Annotated in this window: 19 protein-coding genes; 11 read left to right on the top strand and 8 right to left on the bottom strand. The window is 49.7% G+C overall.

All coding sequences use genetic code 11. The annotated features are described in order from the left end of the window. Positions 1-14: 14 nt before the first annotated feature. From AC4IC4_RS18755 to AC4IC4_RS18710, 10 genes are all read left to right on the top strand, one after another. Positions 15-830, top strand: coding sequence for a DUF6945 domain-containing protein (locus AC4IC4_RS18755; RefSeq protein ID WP_475680589.1), 816 nt, complete (start codon positions 15-17; stop codon positions 828-830). Positions 831-850: 20 nt separating this feature from the next. Then, on the top strand, positions 851-1,129 hold the full coding sequence (locus AC4IC4_RS18750) for a hypothetical protein (RefSeq protein WP_332934085.1): 279 nt from the start codon (positions 851-853) through the stop codon (positions 1,127-1,129). A 112-nt stretch (positions 1,130-1,241) separates the two neighbouring features. Continuing rightward, positions 1,242-1,625 (top strand): hypothetical protein, encoded by a 384-nt coding sequence (locus AC4IC4_RS18745; protein ID WP_475680590.1) that lies wholly within the window; start codon positions 1,242-1,244, stop codon positions 1,623-1,625. Beyond that, positions 1,618-1,965, top strand: a complete 348-nt coding sequence (locus AC4IC4_RS18740; RefSeq protein ID WP_475680591.1) for a hypothetical protein — start codon at positions 1,618-1,620, stop codon at positions 1,963-1,965. Before AC4IC4_RS18745 ends, AC4IC4_RS18740 begins: the two co-directional genes overlap by 8 nt. A 628-nt stretch (positions 1,966-2,593) precedes the next feature. After that, a complete protein-coding gene (locus AC4IC4_RS18735) occupies positions 2,594-2,791 on the top strand; it encodes a hypothetical protein (RefSeq protein ID WP_032625265.1) in 198 nt (65 codons plus the stop codon). 7 nt (positions 2,792-2,798) lie between these two features. After that, a complete protein-coding gene (locus AC4IC4_RS18730) occupies positions 2,799-3,146 on the top strand; it encodes a hypothetical protein (protein ID WP_032625268.1) in 348 nt (115 codons plus the stop codon). 23 nt (positions 3,147-3,169) lie between these two features. Continuing rightward, on the top strand, positions 3,170-4,207 hold the full coding sequence (locus AC4IC4_RS18725) for a major capsid protein E (protein WP_058671553.1): 1,038 nt from the start codon (positions 3,170-3,172) through the stop codon (positions 4,205-4,207). A gap of 122 nt (positions 4,208-4,329) precedes the next feature. Next, positions 4,330-4,530, top strand: coding sequence for an uL22 family ribosomal protein (locus tag AC4IC4_RS18720; protein ID WP_225561446.1), 201 nt, complete (start codon positions 4,330-4,332; stop codon positions 4,528-4,530). A 2-nt stretch (positions 4,531-4,532) separates the two neighbouring features. Then, entirely contained in the window at positions 4,533-6,401 is a 1,869-nt protein-coding gene (locus tag AC4IC4_RS18715; protein ID WP_491471685.1) for a hypothetical protein, read from the top strand. Next, positions 6,402-7,076: a phage baseplate protein gene (locus AC4IC4_RS18710; RefSeq protein WP_475680593.1), complete on the top strand. Its 675-nt coding sequence runs from the start codon at positions 6,402-6,404 to the stop codon at positions 7,074-7,076. Positions 7,077-7,095: 19 nt separating this feature from the next. Here AC4IC4_RS18710 and AC4IC4_RS18705 read toward each other — a convergent pair whose 3' ends face one another. Further along, complete coding sequence (locus AC4IC4_RS18705; protein WP_114506843.1) at positions 7,096-7,347, bottom strand: hypothetical protein; 252 nt, start codon at positions 7,345-7,347, stop codon at positions 7,096-7,098. Between the two features lie 186 nt (positions 7,348-7,533). Further along, entirely contained in the window at positions 7,534-8,772 is a 1,239-nt protein-coding gene (locus AC4IC4_RS18700) for a tyrosine-type recombinase/integrase (protein ID WP_475680594.1), read from the bottom strand. A gap of 636 nt (positions 8,773-9,408) precedes the next feature. Here AC4IC4_RS18700 and AC4IC4_RS18695 point away from each other — a divergent pair. Further along, complete coding sequence (locus AC4IC4_RS18695) at positions 9,409-10,131, top strand: HNH endonuclease (RefSeq protein ID WP_491471684.1); 723 nt, start codon at positions 9,409-9,411, stop codon at positions 10,129-10,131. A gap of 531 nt (positions 10,132-10,662) precedes the next feature. Here the strand turns inward: AC4IC4_RS18695 and AC4IC4_RS18690 are convergent. The 6 genes from AC4IC4_RS18690 to AC4IC4_RS18665 all read right to left on the bottom strand — a co-directional run bounded on the left by AC4IC4_RS18690 (position 10,663) and on the right by AC4IC4_RS18665 (position 18,329). Further along, positions 10,663-11,475, bottom strand: a complete 813-nt coding sequence (locus tag AC4IC4_RS18690; RefSeq protein ID WP_491471683.1) for a LecA/PA-IL family lectin — start codon at positions 11,473-11,475, stop codon at positions 10,663-10,665. 364 nt (positions 11,476-11,839) lie between these two features. Continuing rightward, positions 11,840-12,910, bottom strand: coding sequence for an ABC transporter ATP-binding protein (locus AC4IC4_RS18685; RefSeq protein ID WP_023333294.1), 1,071 nt, complete (start codon positions 12,908-12,910; stop codon positions 11,840-11,842). After that, positions 12,903-14,672, bottom strand: coding sequence for an ABC transporter permease (locus tag AC4IC4_RS18680; RefSeq protein WP_023294491.1), 1,770 nt, complete (start codon positions 14,670-14,672; stop codon positions 12,903-12,905). Before AC4IC4_RS18680 ends, AC4IC4_RS18685 begins: the two co-directional genes overlap by 8 nt. Before the next feature lie 80 nt (positions 14,673-14,752). Continuing rightward, entirely contained in the window at positions 14,753-15,841 is a 1,089-nt protein-coding gene (locus tag AC4IC4_RS18675) for an ABC transporter substrate-binding protein (RefSeq protein ID WP_048990722.1), read from the bottom strand. 168 nt (positions 15,842-16,009) lie between these two features. Next, on the bottom strand, positions 16,010-16,705 hold the full coding sequence (locus AC4IC4_RS18670) for a response regulator (protein ID WP_491471682.1): 696 nt from the start codon (positions 16,703-16,705) through the stop codon (positions 16,010-16,012). Next, the gene (locus AC4IC4_RS18665; RefSeq protein ID WP_248272375.1) at positions 16,689-18,329 is read right to left on the bottom strand and encodes an ATP-binding protein; all 1,641 of its coding nucleotides are present in this window, start codon (positions 18,327-18,329) and stop codon (positions 16,689-16,691) included. The genes AC4IC4_RS18670 and AC4IC4_RS18665 overlap by 17 nt, the downstream gene beginning before the upstream one ends. Positions 18,330-18,472 lie beyond the last annotated feature (143 nt).

The following is an 18,472-nucleotide window of genomic DNA, read 5'->3' as shown; positions in this document are numbered from 1 at the left end:
GGATACACCCTAACATGACCGACATTATAAACGGAGACATTTACAGATACTTTGGTACAGAAGAAGCATTAATCGAAGCAAGCCACATTACCAACCTTAAAACAGGCGAGCGCGTGGAACTCTCCAATGATGCAAAAATTTTATACTCGCGTATGCGCAAGCGTTATCACTTCTTTACCACGTCCAGCGCTGGCGGCAATAAAGGGATTTACCATGACAACATTGAAGAGTTGAAAGATAGTGCTAATCTCTCGAAGAGTACAGCGCTACGATGTTTGAGGGTGTTAAAACAAGTTGGTTTAGTGGTTGCCACTCTGTCAGGCCGATCTAATCAATGGACTGTAGCCAACATTACACCGGATTCTTTCTTGCTTGAACGCAACGCGGGAACAACAGCCGATCCAGTGTGGGTAGATTGTCTAAAACATCCAGTGTTTGGCAAATCTAATGAAGACGTAACTCCAGAGGTGCAATTAGAGGTGCAACGCGAAGAGGCGAAAGCCGATCCGATGTGCGAACTTGAGGAAGCACCGGAAGAAGAAGCGCCAGCGCCGGAAAAAGTGAAGCCCACGAAGAAACCAGCGGCAAGGAAAGCACCCGCCAAACAGCAAACCGTTTCCCCATTCGAGTTTAAAACGCCACGAGACGAACGTTTTGATGGGTTAGCCTTTGAAAGGTTAAACGACGCATCTGATCGCTTCTTAGTTTTCCAGGATTACGATCTGCCATACCTCGTGTTATTCGAAAGTCAGGGGAAACTAACCAACCCAGCCGCAATAGAACATTTGAAAATGAAGAGGAATCTCTTCGAAACAATAGGGCGCTTGTAGCCATTTTAACCAGGAGGATTATGATCCAATACTTAGTGAAATACGGCGTTGACCGTATTCAGATTAATGACGCTGGAAAGCGTGTGTTAGAAACCCTGCATTACTTCTATAAATCCAAACCGACAAAGATCAGCTACGGTGACATTATCGAACGTTCTGGATGTTCGCAAGGTGGTGTGATGTTCTGGCTACATTCTCTTAAATCTTTCGGTGTGATCGCTTTTAAGGAAGCTGGACATTTCGACATAACAATAAAATCTATGATCTCGGATTATGAGATCATTTATTCGAACGACTAAATAACAACAATCGGGAAACTTTTATGATCATCGCTATGTATTGGTTATTTGCATTTTACGCAGTATGGACATTAACGAGAAAACACGGAGTTTCCCCCTCTACGAGGAATGAATGGGACGAAAAGAACGAAGTAACATTGTTAGAATCGAAAAAGCCACTCGCGCCAGCAAACGTAAATACACCAATTCTCTACAAGACCTCGCACGAGAGTCTATTCCAGGAGAATGGATCACCGAAATAATAGAACACCCTGCAACGGTGCCTGTAGGGGCAGAGTTTGAACTATTGCAGGATGTTTTAGCATCTTCGGATAATGTCTTCTATAAACCACGCCGCCGCCGTGAATACCGTGTTGATTCATCGAATCTCAAGAAGTGGCAGCTATACGCAGAAAACTATATTGACTGGGTAGGGTATTCCCAAACTAACGGCTTATCTCACCACATACAAGATTTTGACATTCTCTTTGACGACAAGGAAAACAACAATGAATAATAAAACTATGGACACCGTGAACATCCTAATTAACTCTTTCCACGATATCTGGCATTTACCAGCCTTACAGCTTGTTAATAAGGCGTGGCGTGAGAGAACGCCCTCCGCGCTCCTGGAAGCGGTACAATACATTGAACAGGCAATCACCGCGCTTGAACACTGGAACGCTGCTGTAGAGCACCTGGTGCAGTTGAACGGGGATACCGTCACCGTGGATCAGGCGTGGCGCATTGCAAATGATATGGAGGAGCTTGCCCTCGCTATGCAACATCTCACCGTTGAACTCGGAGAGCTTAGCATCGAGATTGCCAAGGTTTATGGCATGATTCAGTGTGAATAAATATTCACCATTAGTGCATAAATACCTTGACAGGTGCATAACTTTTATGTTAATATAAGTTATAGGGTAAGTATTCGAATCACTTCTCCCATAGATGGCTACTCCTCCCTTGTAGGGTAGCCCTCTTCTCTAAAATCATTCCTTCTGTGATTTTTGGTTGTGTCCTTTATTGCTACGTTTCGTTTGTTTCTAACAAGGGATCTCCACTGCCTTATTTATTGCCTCTTCTCAATGAATAGGGGATATCCGGTGGAGAGCACCTTTTTAAGGTGCGCCCTTCATTCTAAAGGTAGCCATTCACAACGAGTGATTTTATAGAAGAGCAATCCGGCTCTTCATAACCATTCTAATCATAAGCGTGGTTGTCAGACAATACAGAGAATTCAGACACTGGAACATTTTTTCTTTAGTCGAGTTGTATTGTCTCCTTATTAATTATTAAGCCGAAAGGCTTGGTAGTGATAAGAAATTCCAATAGGGGAACATTCATCCTAAGCGTGTTTTGCAACGACACGGAATGATCCCCAGGCTGGTTTATAAGATTTCCAGCTATCCCAAAGAAGCGGCTTTATTGCCGCTTTCTTTTTACCCACAGTAACAAAAACGTTATAAATACGAGGAAACAACAATGTTTCTGATGAATAAAGGTGAGAGTTTGACACTCTCTGATGAAACTATTACGGCAGTTTCTAAGCTACTTAATATTTCTAAAGAAGAGCTAATCAAAGAAACTGAACGTTTATTTAAAACCAAAGCAGCTAATAAAGATACATCCTACGGATTGAAAGACAAGTTATCAGCATTAGCGGCAAAGAATAAGGACTGATAACACAATGTCATTTAACGACCTAATCCGAGCATCAGTGGTTTGCTACGCAGCAGATGGTATTTTGCAGGATTCTTTAATCAAACTGGATGCTGGTATCTCTACCGATCTCCCTGTCGGGGCTGTGGTGGACGAAGACGGCGAATCAGCCGCAAGCACTGGCTCAATTGCGTATGTACTCGTAGAACCAGCGAAAGCAGGGGATAAATATCTGATTGTTGCCAATCCGGTAATGGTGGTTCTGAATGCGGAAGCTCTGGAAACATCTCTCGATCACGCTTCTGTCGTGGCGACCCTTTTAGCTAAAGGCTATGTCTTTGCCGATTATGGCACTGTTGCACTGCGTACCACATAAGAATAATAAGGAATAACAACATAATGTCTTACACCGATCTATTTTCTGGGAAAATGTATGATTTCGCCTCTCCCTTCGAGATCAGCGTTGCCCCCAATAATGTCATCTCGAATTTAAATCTATTTAAGATTGAACATCACCAGCTAAACCGCATTGCAATTGATACCAGCATTATCTCTGATAATCTGACTGCACCGGAACAGCCAGCCTACGCACAAAGCGCCTGGGGTACGGCACGCCGTCCAGAGTTCAGCACTCAGCTTTATGGTCTTCGCTACGTGAACTCTTTAAACTCCGTAACCTCGCGTGATCTGGAACAGTACCGCAGCCGTCAAATTCCAGATGTAGGCGATCAGATTACGCTGGCACTGGCTGATTTCTCTGCCGCCCAATACAGTCAGATTCAAAACAGTATCGAGCTTGCACTTTGTGAAGCCCTGTTGGATCTGAAACAGGACAGCGACTACGCCGATCAGGGAAACTTAGATTTCCTTGCAGGTGGTGCTAAAACGCAGTTCACGCTTGATGCAAGCGACACAGCGAATATCTTTGAACAGCTAACGCAGATTAACCGTATTCAGTCGGTAACTCTGGGTGAAGGGCTGGCAAAACAACGCCGTGGTATGGTGATTCTGGCAGCAGGAAAGGCCGCAAGCGCCCTCCGTTACCATTCAAGCATTTCGCAGTTTATGACCTACACCCTGAGCGTTAACAATCCTGATAACTTCTTTACCAAAGTGCAGACCGATAACCCTGGGCTTGAGTCCTGGCAGTTAAACGGCGTTACCGTGATCGATGTTACCGGAATCCCTTCCATTGCCTCCCGCATTGGCGCTGATGGTTTCGTAGCGATCCCACTGCTTGATAACAATGCTTTCACTCTGCATAGCGGTGTAGGTACTCGCCACGCTACACAGGGCAAGGGTGCTGATCTGGTTCATCAATACGTTGTGGTTGATCAGCAATTTGGTTTCCCTTCTATCTGTTCCGAGTCTTCATTCCTGCCGTTCATCCCACAAGTGGTGGCACAGTCGATTGTATTCGGTAGCTTGAGCGCTTAACGAGCGTAGACGGTAGTTCTAACCGTCTGAAATAAAGAAGAACTATTTGAATAGGGCGTGTGAACGTTGGGAACATCTCCCCAGTGTTCCCGCCCTTTTTTATTTCCAGAATAAGAGGAAAGATGAAATTGGAACTTATCCTAAAGAGTCGAGGCTTGCATTTACAACTAAATGATACAAATGCAGAGCAACTACTGAATTTAGCAGCCGTATCGAGAGCACTTGATGTGAGCTATTCACATTTAAGACAACTTATTTTCAAAGGAATGAGTGTATCAGATGCACTTAATTATCTTGTGAACGAAAAGAAAGGGTGTGAATAATCATGCTTGATATCAACGTCGCACAAATAAAATCTACCGTCACATTTAGCGTTGATCGTAATTCAATGAAAGAAGCTATGGACGCTTTCGATCAAATTCAGAAGAAAGCCAAAGGCATTAAAGACCCTACGTTGAACATGAAGAGATTCAGCCAAGGGCTTAAATCTGCTGAAAGAGAATTAGACAAGCTGAATAAGAAAGCCTCTAAGCCACGTAATAGCGATGAACGAGAAAAGGCAAGGGCAGCTAAGGCGCAAGCCCGTGTAGAGGCTCAGGCAGCGAAAGAGGCCGCACGTTCGGCGGCTCGTCGTGAACGGGCTGAATTGCGGCTCTTAGATACAGCCAGCAGCTTTAAGAGTATGCAGCACCTTACCAATGTTGAGCTTACACAGGCCGCGCTTGCAGCGTCACGGATCACTAAAGCATATGCAGCAGGTACTATCTCATTACAACGCCAAAACAGCGAGATCAAACGACTACAGCAGAGCTACAGACGCATTAACGCAGAGCGTAGGGCAGCAGCAAAGGCGGGAGGGGCTAACGCTCTTGGTGGCGGTGGTAAGGCTACAGGGGCAATCTCTGGTTCTCTAATGGGTTTAGGCACTGGTGCGCTGGCTGGCGCTGGTATCGGGGCGGCGGCTTATGGCGCTTATTCATGGGGGAAAGAGGCTGTTACAGCACAGGAAGAGCGTAGCGAAATTGTGCAACGTGCCAGATTAGGGAACGTTGACGTTAACGCATTAGCCGCACAGAGCCAATACGCTACCGCTAACGGGATTGATTCGGGAATGGGTATTCAAGGCCAGCGTAAGCTATTGGACAACTACAAAGACATCCAGGACCGCATCGGTCAAACTCTCAATGAGGCTAAATACGATAAGAAATCTGGAGAGTGGAAAGGTGGCGATCAGGGGATTCTGTCAGCAGTGAACACTGCCGGATTCACGATGGACGATTTACGCCGATACCAAACAAACCCGATGGGCTTTACCTCTGCTTATGTTAACACCTTGGAAAAAAAAGGGAAATCCTCAGAGCAAATCCTCGCATCTTTGGAACAGCTTGGTGATGACATGGGTTTGTATGTGGGGGCTTTCCGCAATCAAGGTAAGGCACTCACTGATCAGGTGGACGTGCTCAAGCGTAACGGGCAATGGTTGAACCAGGAGCAGCAGGATCAGCTTGTCGCCTACCGTAAGTTTAACCAGGAGCTTAGCATTCTCTCCGATAGCCAGAAGCTGGCATTCTTCGAAGGGTTTATGTCAGAGATTGACCCTGAAACCATGCGAGAGTTTAAGGACGCTATGCAGGAGGCGTTACCCTTCTTTCAGGGTGTCGGACGGGCTGCGGGCGATGTGGTGGATGGTCTGATGAAGCTAACCAACTGGATCACAGGCAAGCTAAACCTCCTCAATGGGGATAACACCTCTAAAGAAGCTGTTAGCCAGCACTACGGCACTACGTCAGCACCTGCACAGCCTGGAAGTAACCCTGTGGCTAACGCCTATGGAGCCAGCCAGCCGAAAGCAGACGGCACACACCAGCCTAATGTGTTCGATACATTCCATGATTGGTGGAACGGGACAAGCGACGCTAAAGACGTGAGCAGCTACGCGCAGAGCACCAACGGAGATTACTCTCCTGTTTCGATGTTGAAACAGAGTGCAGCAGCGCCAGTTAAGCCAGCCAATGCACCGATCATGCAGCCTGTAGTGTTGCAGAATCAGCTACCGGAAGGGCTTATCCATCTAACTATTTCTCCTGATCCAACGTTTGGAAACATGCTCAATGCTACCGTTGATCAGCGTATCAATGACAACAATCAGCGTATGGTGCTGGCTGTTTCATCTGGACAAGGGACGGGGGGCTAAATGGCAACACCAGGTAGTTTAACTATCGGAAACACCTCGGAAGGTGTGAATTCCACCTCGAATAGTAATAACAGCAGTGCTACCCGCACCAAAGGTGAAAATGGATTCACTATCCTTGCATCTGTATATAATTCGTCCTCAGATAGCTATATCCAGAACTATCAGGCGATAGTGTTTGATGCTGTGACGGACACGGGAGTCCGTAGACAGGCTGACATTACCAGTTATCCCGTTGAGAGCGGGGCAGAGGTGAGCGATCACGTTCAGATTAAGAATAATATATTCAAGCTATCGGGGATTATTTCCGAAACTCCGGTGAGGCTGGAAAAGGATTTGTTATACAGCGCTGGTGTGAATGGCACTCGTATCAGTCAAGCTATCGAATACCTCGATAAGATGTTTGACAGTCGCCAGCCCATCACATTAGTGACAGAGCACAAAGTGTACGAGAATGTTATTCTCTCCGGCATTTCCTACGATTATAAATCTGAATACGCGATGCAATTCGATCTTGAATTTGAACAGATCAGGCTTGTCAGTAAAGCTACAGTTAATGTGATTGCAACTAAAACGCAGGGAAATAAATCTGTAGGCGGTACGGTGAAACAGAAGGTAGTGAACAATGCACCTAAGAAAACCGAGGGTGACACTGTTACTACGGAGTTTAAAAAATAAGGGGCTTGCGCCCCTTTTTTCATTTACGCCCTTTGTTGGACTGAGCCAGAACAGAGGCGGCAAGTTCTTTGGTCAATTCACTTGAGCGAGGGTTGTTGAGGGCAGCAGATGCTTTATGTTCCATTGCACCGCTTGTTTGGTTTGAAGAACCCTTTTGAGACAGTGCTGAACCAGCAAGACTCTTTTGGATTCCAGATGCGTTAGGGTTGTTCAAGGTTTGTGCTGCCACTGATGCGACTTTGCTTGATGTTTGCTTTGGATTATTAGCCATTATCAACACCTATTCATGAAGTGAATTATTGCACATGTTGTATTATCTACATCAATAAACACAACATATAGTATTATGGTAATCCTCACCGCTTCGCTTTGCAACGATGAAAACCCAGTTCACTGGTTAAATTCACAGTTGGTAATTCGTGCGGTATTTTATGCTGTTCTTTTGGGTTCATTTACGCTATGAGTAGAGGATAAAACTGGTTTTGTTGGTCGGTATTTGTTCATAATCCACCATCTCAACATACCCCGCTAACTCTTCCAAGCTCGCCCCCTGGGAATAGGTGCGGAACGCTTCTGTTTTGGCTTTTTGCTCTGTGTGTCCGGTGATAGCCCCTATGCGTTGTTCGGGGCATCTGGTACGGTCCAGGCAGGTTATGAACATCCCTCGTAAGCTGTGGAAGCATTGGCGATCTGTAGCTGTAGGCAAAACACGACGGCGAAGCCTGGTGAACGCTTGAGAATAGAACGGGCCTTTCTTACCGTCAGCGCGGTTAATCTTGTTAGCCTGTGGGAATAGGTATTCTCCGTAGCTGTGGCTTAGGTATTCATCGACAATTTCAGCTATTCGGGAATGAATAGGGACGTACCGTACCCCCGCCTTGGTCTTTGATTTCGAAATGTAGAAACAGCGTACACCTTCCACCGTTTGGATCTCTGACTTCTTGAGGCTTGCCAGTTCATCAAGGCGGCATCCTGAAAACAGCCCCATAAGTATGATGTTCTTGATCTCCGGCTCTGCTGCATCCAGTAGCTTTTGCATCTGGTCAGGCTCAAACGGCTGATAACTCTCTATCGTGCGACGTGCTTCGAGGTTATGACCGTGAAAAGGGTTGCGGTCTGGTATGCCATCGTAGCGGCGCTTTGCAAACTCGTAGAGACTCCCTAAACACGTTAGCCAGTTTTGACGAGATTGATCGGCGGCTCCTTTCTCCTTTTGCGTATCGAGGAACTCAGTCACCAGGCGGCGACCTATCCTTTCTAAGGCAATGTCCGGTTGATTGGCGCTCTCAAGAAATAGCTCAACGGCTCGCGCCGATTTGCTCAAGGTGGAATAAGAGCGGCGGTCTTTATAGCTTTCGGCGTATTCGTCCCGTAAGAGGCACAGAGTGGGAATAGAACAGGATCGCGCTACAGGCTGAGGGCGGCTCTTGTTCTTTTTCCCTTCCGTGTGCAAGGCGGCTATTGACTGCTGCAACCACTGATCGGGGTTGCTCGGATTGTACTTCCGCTTAAGCTCTTCCCATTCTAATAACAGGTGGTTTCTGAACCGTCGAGCCTCATTAAGATCGCGGGTTGAGGTGGTTTTACGCCACATCCGGCACGGGTATAAAAATCTGAGGTACTTCGGGACGAAGATCTGAAACATCCAGATTCCATCTTTTCGCTTGTAAAGGTAAGCCTGGCCCTTGATTGACACGATAATGATCCTCTATTATCACGTAATCAGTTACCTATGCTGATCGCAATATCGTTATCTGTCAGTAGGTTACAGAAGTGGAATGGATTTTTGTTCGATTCCCTTCGCCCGCTCCAGAATTTTCCCTTGTGAAGAAATCTTTAAAATCCTCTCTATCAGCTACTTAAATTGCTACCTATTTTAGTCGTCTATAGGTTCTACCATTCTGATTCGCCCTTAGTAATTGTTACTCTAAGTTAGATGGCGAGATGACTTTATAATTCAGCGTTGGCGGCAGTTGCATCCTCACACCGCGATAGCAAAACGTGAAGAAAAAGCCCATTCAGGCATCGTTATGTCATCGACAGATTGAACACACGCATTAAAGCCCGATGTGAGGCCTTATGAGCCACGTAAACAGGCTTATGTACCTACAAACGACATGTAGGCTCTATCAGCGTTTCGCTCACGCTCCTAACGGTACATGAGCACCCTGATAAGATGTGAACCCTCTGAAGTCTGATGAAGTCGCTATGCTCCGCTTGTTGCTGTATCGCCAACGGGGCTTTATGGCTTCTATTGCTTCAAATCAGAAAGTTGCACAAACTATGCTCGATAGATAGTCTAAGATAAATCTTAGTTCCAGGTGAGGCCAGGATGGTGACAAAATCAAATCGTGCTTTGAAGTATGGAGATCAGCCGATTAGGATCACTACTGTTCAGGTAGTGGAGAAGTTGGGAGGGGCTGCAACAATAAAGCAAGTCGATGCTTATCTTAGGGGATTGTATCCTCACTATCGGGACAACACGCGCTCTAACTTGGTTATTAACACCGTCAATTGCAATAGAAGTCATTGGCCTTGTAATGAAGTTGCCAGAAGAACAGATGACACGACTCACCGTTACCATGAATATGACCGCTTATTCAAGCGAGGGAACATTTTTGAAATCTATCAACCCTCTGTGCATGGCATTTGGGAGTTGTATCAGGATCAGCAAGGGAAATGGAGTTACCGCCAGGTAAAGTCCGAGTTTGAAAAGGCTGTTGATGCTGCTTTAGAACTTTCCCCACCAGAACGCAAAGAGTTTTTAAAAAACGAGAATAAAACTCCTGAGCTAATCGAGGTTACAACGCGAGTTTATAAGCGAAGCCCGTATGTAGTAGCCGAAGTTCTTTCAAGGGCTAATGGCAAGTGTCAAAGCTGTAAGAGTGACGCTCCTTTTCTCAAAGTAGACGGCACACCATTTCTTGAGGTTCATCACATTGAGTGGCTTTCGAATGGTGGGGAGGATTCCGTTAAAAATGCGATTGCATTGTGCCCGAATTGTCACAGACAGGCACATTTCGGCGTTTTGGAGTTAGTTCCAGTTAACAAATAAACCTAAACACTAGCCAGTAGCGCCATTCTCACCGTCATCATACATTAACCAGACAGGTCTTGTATCGTTTCGTGATATCGAGGCAGTACAATTGCGTTGCCTTTTAATTAAACAGGGAAGTGCTTTGCTCAGTTACAGGTAGTGACTCTTACATGGTGCGTTTTTTAAGGCACCATGTTCTTTTTAGTAAAGGAATACGCTTTTTCGAACGCAGGTTCGCAATCAGGAATACCCCATTGGTTTTATTAGGCGTGAAGTGTGTTACTTCCGCTCAGGTACCCTAAGCGTTAATGCGCAGTGGAATCGTTAAGAGTCTTGCTTCAGAGTAGCGCTAATCGAGACGTGTCTTGTTTCAACGCGCTAGCGATCCTGAGAGGAAAGATAACATAACAAAGAGTAATACCGTGTGTGTTTATTGCCTGTTGGTGTAGCGCATATCTCATCGTATGCGCTACACAATTTTTAATCTATTTTTGAATATCGAATTGCCATCCCACATTTTGCTGAAAAGCAGATCGACATTTCTGTTGATTAACCCTTAATTTTGAGCTCCTTGATGCGGAAATCATTCCCCATACTGGCTGCAACATGGCTGACAACCTCGAGTTCAGCTTTACTGCCTGTGGCTTTGAATTTTCCACTCAGGATTACCCATTCGTTTGCTTGCTTCAGTTCCTGAGGTGCGGAAATATCTTTGCCGTCAGCACGGAGCGAAATTTTTGGCGCTTCATATTTTCCGATAATGCGTGCGGCTTTCACCGTCCAGGTATATTCATGCCCGGCAGTAAGGCCTGTCAGCGTTTTTTTGAGGATCACTCCGGCATGGTTTTTATTGGCATTGGTAATGAACTCGACGGCACGGGAGCTGGCGTCAACCAGGTAAAGATCGTGTCCGGCCGGTCCCGTCTGCCAGTTATTCCAGTTATCACGTTCGAAGTTGGTTAAATCTTCAAACGGGGCAGCCGTCGGGGCTAAAATATCGCTCTCGCGATAAATTTCAATGCTGAATTCACCAGAATTGTCTTTGTACTGGTCTTTACCATCGGCAAAAATTAGCGTCAGAGTACCTTCTGCAGGAACCGGCCAGCGATATTTATGGTTGCCCACTGGCCAGGTTTCATTGCCAATCCGTGCCTGAAGCGAAGCATTACGTATCGTCAGCGTTTCTCCCTCTCTGGGAATGCGTCCCTGAGGTGCGGTCAGTGCAAACATTTCACTCCCATTCTTGGCCCAACCACTGGCCAGAATAGTAATTATCTCTCCCGCTTTGAGGGCGAGCCCTGTATTTGTCCCTTCGGCGTTTTTTGCGTCAACTTTTCCTGACCAGATTAAGTTTGTACTCATGTCGGACTCCCGTGACATAGTGGTGCAATAATACACCTTCTCAAATATCCATACATAAAGAGTAAGTTTAAAACTCTTCGATTAATTGCCTGATAAGTTCAATGAATATTGCGAAATATTCCCGTGTTTACTTCTGCTTCTTATCGACTCGAATGAGAATAGTCTGGGTGTATATACATTTCAAAATCCTGATACTTCTATTTTAGGTTGCAGTTTTATAATTCATTAAAAATCAAAAGCTATTATAAATAATATTAGGAATAATCTTAATTTGAAGCATTGTGTAAATCGGTGTTCTTTTATTAACGACTCTTATGTTCTAAAAATAAAAAAGGCTGCATCCCGCAGCCTTTTCTTTTCACATTCACCCTTTCGGGAACACCCAAACATGCTTCTCCGGCAGCGAAAGATGACAATGCTGTGGATCCCGAACCTCATGCCCATACGCACGAATGACAAAATCATCCCCCACGGTGCGGAACAGATACTCCCAGCGGTCGCCGAGATACATGCTGGTGAGCAGCGGCAGCTCAAGCTGATTTTCCCCTGGCCCCTCGACCACCGCCACGCGCTCGACGCGGATCACCGCCGTCGCTTCTTCACCGCTCTGCACCCCTTCACCGGCCTGGCCCCACAGCACCCAGCCTTTCCCCTCGATGCGCGCTTTGCCGTCGCGCACTTCGGTGACCTTGCCGTGCAGGCGGTTGTTGCTGCCCATAAACTCGGCGGTAAACAGCGTCTTCGGCGAGCCGTACATCTCCTGCGGCGTGCCCTGTTGCTCAATTTTGCCGTTGTTGAGCAGCAGGATGCGGTCGGATATGGACATCGCTTCGTTCTGGTCGTGCGTCACCATGAGCGCGGATAACCCGAGCTTGATAATCAGCTCGCGCAGGAACACGCGGGCCTCTTCGCGCAGCTTGGCGTCGAGGTTAGAGAGCGGCTCGTCCAGTAAAATCACCGGCGGGTTGTACACCAGTGCACGACCAATCGCTACGCGCTGCTGCTGCCCACCGGAGAGCTGGTGCGGGTGACGTTTGCCAAGATGGCCCAGACCAAGCTGGTCCAGCACGTCCTGCACGCGCTGCTGGATCTCTTTGGCCGGGACTTTGCGCAGCTTGAGCGGATAGGCCACGTTCTCAAACACGGTTTTGTGCGGCCACAGGGCGTAGGACTGGAACACCAGCCCCAGGTTACGCTCTTCCGCCGGGACCTCACTGCGCGGCGTGCCGTCGTAAACTTTATTGTTGCCAATGACAATCGACCCCTGCGTCGGTTTTTCCAGACCCGCGACGGCGCGCAGCAGGGTGGTTTTACCGCTGCCGGAGGGGCCTAACAGGGAGACCACTTCGCCGCGCTTCAGGTTCATGGAGACACCTTTTAAAACAGGATTGTCGCCGTAGGTTAAGTGCAGATCGTCAACCGCTAATTCAATCATGTATTTTCACTCCGAAACGAAGGGCAATGCCCAGACCTACCACGACCAGCAGGATGTTAATGAAAGAGAGCGCCGCCACGATATCGATGGCACCCGCGGCCCAGAGGGAAACCAGCATCGAGCCGATGGTCTCCGTGCCGGGCGAAAGCAGATACACACCCGTTGAGTATTCGCGTTCAAAGATCAGGAACATCAGCAGCCACGAACCGATAAGGCCGTAGCGGGAGAGCGGAATGGTGACGTGGCGGGTGATCTGCCCGCGCGTCGCCCCGGTGCTGCGCGCCGCCTCTTCAAGCTCCGGCCCTACCTGCAGCAGCGTGGAAGAGATGAGCCTCAGCCCGTAAGCCATCCACACCACGGTATAGGCCAGCCAGACGCTGAAAATGGTGCTGCGCAGCGAACGCAGCCAGACGATGACGTTTTCACGCATCCAGTCGGTCCAGGCGAACCCGGAAAGCCAGCCGGATTTCAGGGAGTTATCCAGCCACATCGGCAGGAACAGGAACACCCACAGGAAGGCCAGACCCGCCAGCAGGCCAGGCACGGCGCGCGGCACCAGCACGCTGTAGTCCAGGAAACGCGTGGTGTTATCAGGCTTGCGGTGCATGGCAATGCCGACAAACAGGTAACACACCACGGCCAGCGCGCCGCCAATCACGCCAATCGCCATGGAGTTGACGATGGCGCGCAGCAGGTTGGGCTGCGCCCAGATGGTGCGGAAGGTGTTCAGAGAAAGCTCGTCCCACAGCGAAACGCCCACGCCCCAGTTGGAGATAAACGCGCGCAATACCACGCCGAGCAGCGGAACGCCGATGGTGACGGTGAGCCAGAAGGCAATCACCGCGCCAGCCACCCAGCGCCATTTACCCAGCGGTAGCGCGCGGGCCTGCGAGGCCTTGCCTTTCATGGTGACGAAGCGGTTGGCGGTACGCATCAGTCGACGCTGGAGCATCACCAGCGGGATGGTGATGCAGATCAGCACCACGGCAACCGCCGCCATCAGGTTATAAGATGGGGTGCCCATCTTGTTCGTCAGCTTATAGAGATAGGTCGCAAGCACCATGTTGCCTTCCGGGTCGCCGAGGACCAGCATCAGGCCGAACACTTCCAGCCCCAGGAAGAACAGCAGCACGGTGGCGTACAGAATAGATGGGCGCACCATCGGCAGGCTGACGGAGGTCATCACCTGCCAGGGCGACGCGCCCGCGGTACGTGCAGCTTCTTCCACGTCGGAGCCCACGCTGCGTAGCGCTGACGAGATATACAGATAGGCGTGCGGGACGTGCGTCAGGCCGGCGATGACCACAATGCTCGACATGTCGTAGATGTTCCACGGCACAAAGCCAATCAGCGCCTCTGCCCACTGGGAGAGAAAGCCCACCGGACCGGCGGCCACCACGTAGCCGAAGCCCAGCACCATCGGTGAAACGAAAATCGGCACCAGGATCAGCGGCTCAATCAGTCGGCGACCGGGCAGGTCGGTACGCACCATCAGAAACGCCAGCACGCCGCCCAGCGGGATAGAGATAAAGACCAGCCCGAAAGCCAGAATAAAGCCGCTTTTCAGGGCCTTATAAAAATCAGGATCGGTGAAAATAAAATCAAATGATTCAAAGCTCCACTCTTTTGACGGCGAAAAGAACGGCGCGGACAGGAAGCTCTGGATCACGATAAACGACAGCGGCGTGTAGATAACCAGGGCGGTTATCAGCACGACGATGCCTCGCGGCAGGCTTTGCCACTTTCTGCGTAATGTATTCATGGGGTATCCCTGGTATTGCAGCCCAGAAAAACGAACTCAGTCGATAAGGAAGCGCGGCGACCAGCGCCGCGCTCAGACGCTTATTTACCGGCGGCGGTACGCCACTCTTTGATGTACTCGAGGCGTTTTTTCGGCTGCAGGTATTCCAGCAGGGTTTCATCAACCGGGATCGGCTTCAGCGCGTTGCCGAGGATTTTTGTCAGGCCGTCGATATCGTTCTTGCCTTCGATATCGTTACGAATGGAGGGGATGTCAGCCTGATTGGCCAGAATGTTTTGCCCTTGTTCAGACAGCACGTAGTCCAGCCACAGCTTCGCGGCATTGCCGTTTTGCGCCTGCTGGCTGATGAACGACACGCGCGACAGCACCAGGGTGTAATCTTTTGGATAGGCAATGCCGAGCGACGGATCGTTCTTCGCACGTGCTTCCGCATAGGAACCGAGGATATTGAAGCCAATCAGGTTTTCACCGGAGGAGACGCGCTCCATCATGGTGCCGGTAGACGACTGCACCGACAGGCCCCCTTTGGCGACGTCGGCCAGGGTCTTAAAGTAGTTTGGATCGGCGTTGTGATCCTGCACCGAGAGCATAAAGCCCAGACCCGATTTTTCGATATCGTAGGTGGTGACTTTGTTCTTGAATTTGTCCGTCTGGCTGGCAATCAGCTTCGCCAGCGCGGCGTGAGAATCCGGCACGTCGCCAGCCGGGATCAGACGCTTGTTGTAGATAAAGACCACCGGCTCATAGGTGGTGCCGTAGGCCTTATCTTTCCAGACCGCCCATTTCGGCAGCTGGCTTTGCTCCGGAGATTTATACTCCATGGCGTAGTCGGTGGCGAGCTTCAGGCCGGTGTCCATCGAGGAGCTCCAGACCACGTCGCCGCTCACGCCGCCGGAAGCCTGTTCGCTGATGAAACGGTTGTACAGCTCGGTGCTGTTCATGTCGTTGTATTCGACTTTAATGCCCGGGTAGGTTTTTTCGAAGCCCTGGATCAGCGGGCCGGCAGCTTTGATGTCGGTGGTGGAATAGATGACAACCTTGCCCTCTTTCGTGGCGGCATCAACCACTTTTTGATACTCAGCAGGATAACCCTGCGGCAGGGCAGAGAGTGCAGAAGCAGAGAACAGTACAGTAGCGGTAAGCAGAGAAATTCGGAACGTGTTCGACATTATAGTTAACCTTTTAGTTACATTTGAGGAACTAATTGTCAACATAGCGTAAAGCGCGCCTCCGACAATAGGGAGGCGAGGGCAATGATTCCGAAGTGTGATTGTCGCCGTCGTTTCAGCAATTAACACCATAAAATCCGCGAACGTTAGCTTACGAACGGTTCTGGATTACGGTTTATCGGGGGCTTTACGGTATAACCGGCGTGGATGACCAATATTGCCATACAACATTTCGACGTTGATTAACCCGCTCTCCACGCAGTATTCAAGATAGCGACGCCCCGTGGTTTTGCTGATCCCCACGTTTTCCACCACCTCCTCAACCGACATCGCATTGTCGGGATGTTCGGCGAACAGGCGTTTAATGCGTTCCAGCGTCTGGGGCTCAATACCCTTCGTGGACGGCGTAGCTGAGGATTCCGCGGCAGGCAGATTAAACAGGCGATCCAGCGCATGCTGGTCGACCACCTTCACCAGCTGCACGGTGTGGATGAAGCGCATAAACCGTTCCAGCGAGGCGTGCAGGCGCTGGAAAAAGACGGGCTTGATGAGGTAGTCAAACGCGCCGCTGCGCATGGCGTGGCTGCAGGTTTGCATATCGCTGGCGGCGGTGATGAAGATCACCGAGCATTCGTAGCTTTTCAGCAGCGGGTTATCGATGAGCTCCACGCCTTTACCGTCCGGAAGATAGTTGTCCAGCAGGATAAGCCGCGGCTGATGCTGACGAATCAGGCTGCATGCCTGCTCAATCGACGCGGCGATGCCCACCACGCGCAAATGAAAATTCTGCTCGATATACTCGCGATGCAGCTCCGCCAGGTGCGGCTCATCTTCAACGATCACAACATCAAGTGCTCGGGTCATGCTTTTGCCCATTCGGAATAAACACAGAAAAAATAGTACCCTGCGGCGTGTTGTCGGCAATCTCAATACTGCCGCCAGCCTTGTCGATATATCCTGCCACCAGAAACAGGCCAATACCGTGCTCGGTGCCCACAATGTCGTTTTCGCTGTCCGGTTTGCTGCTGAATCCCTGTCGGAAAATATGAGGCTTCATCGCATCCTCCACCCCGCAGCCCCGGTCAGCCACCTCGATCAGCAGCTCCTGGTTACGGTCAGAAATGTAAAGCTCCACCGGCGCGGGGACCGGTGCCTTAAGGGTTGCGTCCACCGCGTTATCCAGCAGATTACCAATAACCGACATCAGCTCCGTTTCATTGAGCGTGGCGGGCATGCGGGTGAGCTGGCAGGCGGGGTCAAACAGCAGCTCGATCCCTTTCTCGCGCGCGCTGACGTATTTTCCTAACAGCAGACCACACAGCGCGGGAGAGGAAAAGCGGGCGGAGACAAAATCCAGCACGCGCTGCGCGCCTTCGGACTGGACCTGGATGTAACGGATCGCCTCGTCATAGTGTTTCATCTGCAGTAATCCCACCAGCGTGGCGGTCCAGTTCAGCTGCTCGTGGCGCATAATGCGCAGGTTATCCGCATAGCGCTTGATCTGACTGAGCTGGCTGCTGAGGGTGTTGATGTCATTTTTGTCGCGAAAGCTGTAGACCCAGCCGCTTTCAACGCCGGGTTCGACCTCAATCGCCACGCGGTTGACGATCACCTCGCGCTGGTTAAGAACGGCAATCTGGTCGTGGCGGCCGCTGCTCACCGAGGCGTAGCGCTGAGATAAAAAGCCCGGTGACGTCTGCAGAACGTCTTCCAGCGGTTTGCCGATAAGTTCTTTCTCACTTTGCCGAATATCCAGCATTTCTCGTGCGGCGCGGTTAATTAAAATCAACTGCTTCTCTTCATTGACGGCAAATACCCCCTCATACATGGCTTCTAATAGCGCGCGCTGCTGTAAAACCAGCTGAGCGATATCTTTCGGCTCCAGTCGGAACATCTGTTTTTTGAGATTGCGGGTAAACAGCCAGGAGAACATAAACAGCAGCAGAAGAAGACCCGCGCCGTACAGCCCGGACTGCCAGAGAATGCGGGCATTAATATTGGCTATATAGGAGGTCAGATAGCCGACCGAGACAATACCGATCACCTGATGCTGCGCATTGAAGATGGGGGCTTTGCTGCGTAGCGACACGCCAATCCCACCCTGACGCACGGAAATAATGGTTTTACCCTTTAACACCTCCGCATTATCCCCGCCGATCATCGGTAAATTAATGCGCTCCGGGGATTCCGAATGATAGAGGTGCTGTTCCTCGGTATCGCCAATCACAATGTAGCTGGCATCGCTTTCGGCGCGCAGGGGCTGAATTAACCGGGCGATGCCGGGGATATCTCTGGCCGCAACCATTGCCGCCAGACCCGGCATCAGCGCGATCTGGCTGGCCTGAACCCGGGCGCGCTGGCCGAGATCGTGATGGAGCTGTCGGTCAATAAAATGAAACAGGATTGTTCCCAGCAGAACTAACAGCAGGCAGGAGAAGCACACCAGCGCTAAAAACAGCTTTACCTGAAAAGAGAGTCTGCGTTTCATTCAACCTGCGGAAGTTATGTAAAAGTGACATTTGCCGAGCCTGACATGCGCCAGTAGTGGACGCAATCTGGCGAGAAAAGAGTTGTGACCTGGCTTTTCGTTTTCGGCGTTATAGCCTAAATAATTCGAGTTGCGGGACAAAA

The organism is Enterobacter sp. Taxon_2, assembly GCF_058355295.1.
This window is presented reverse-complemented; position numbering and strand designations above follow the sequence as displayed.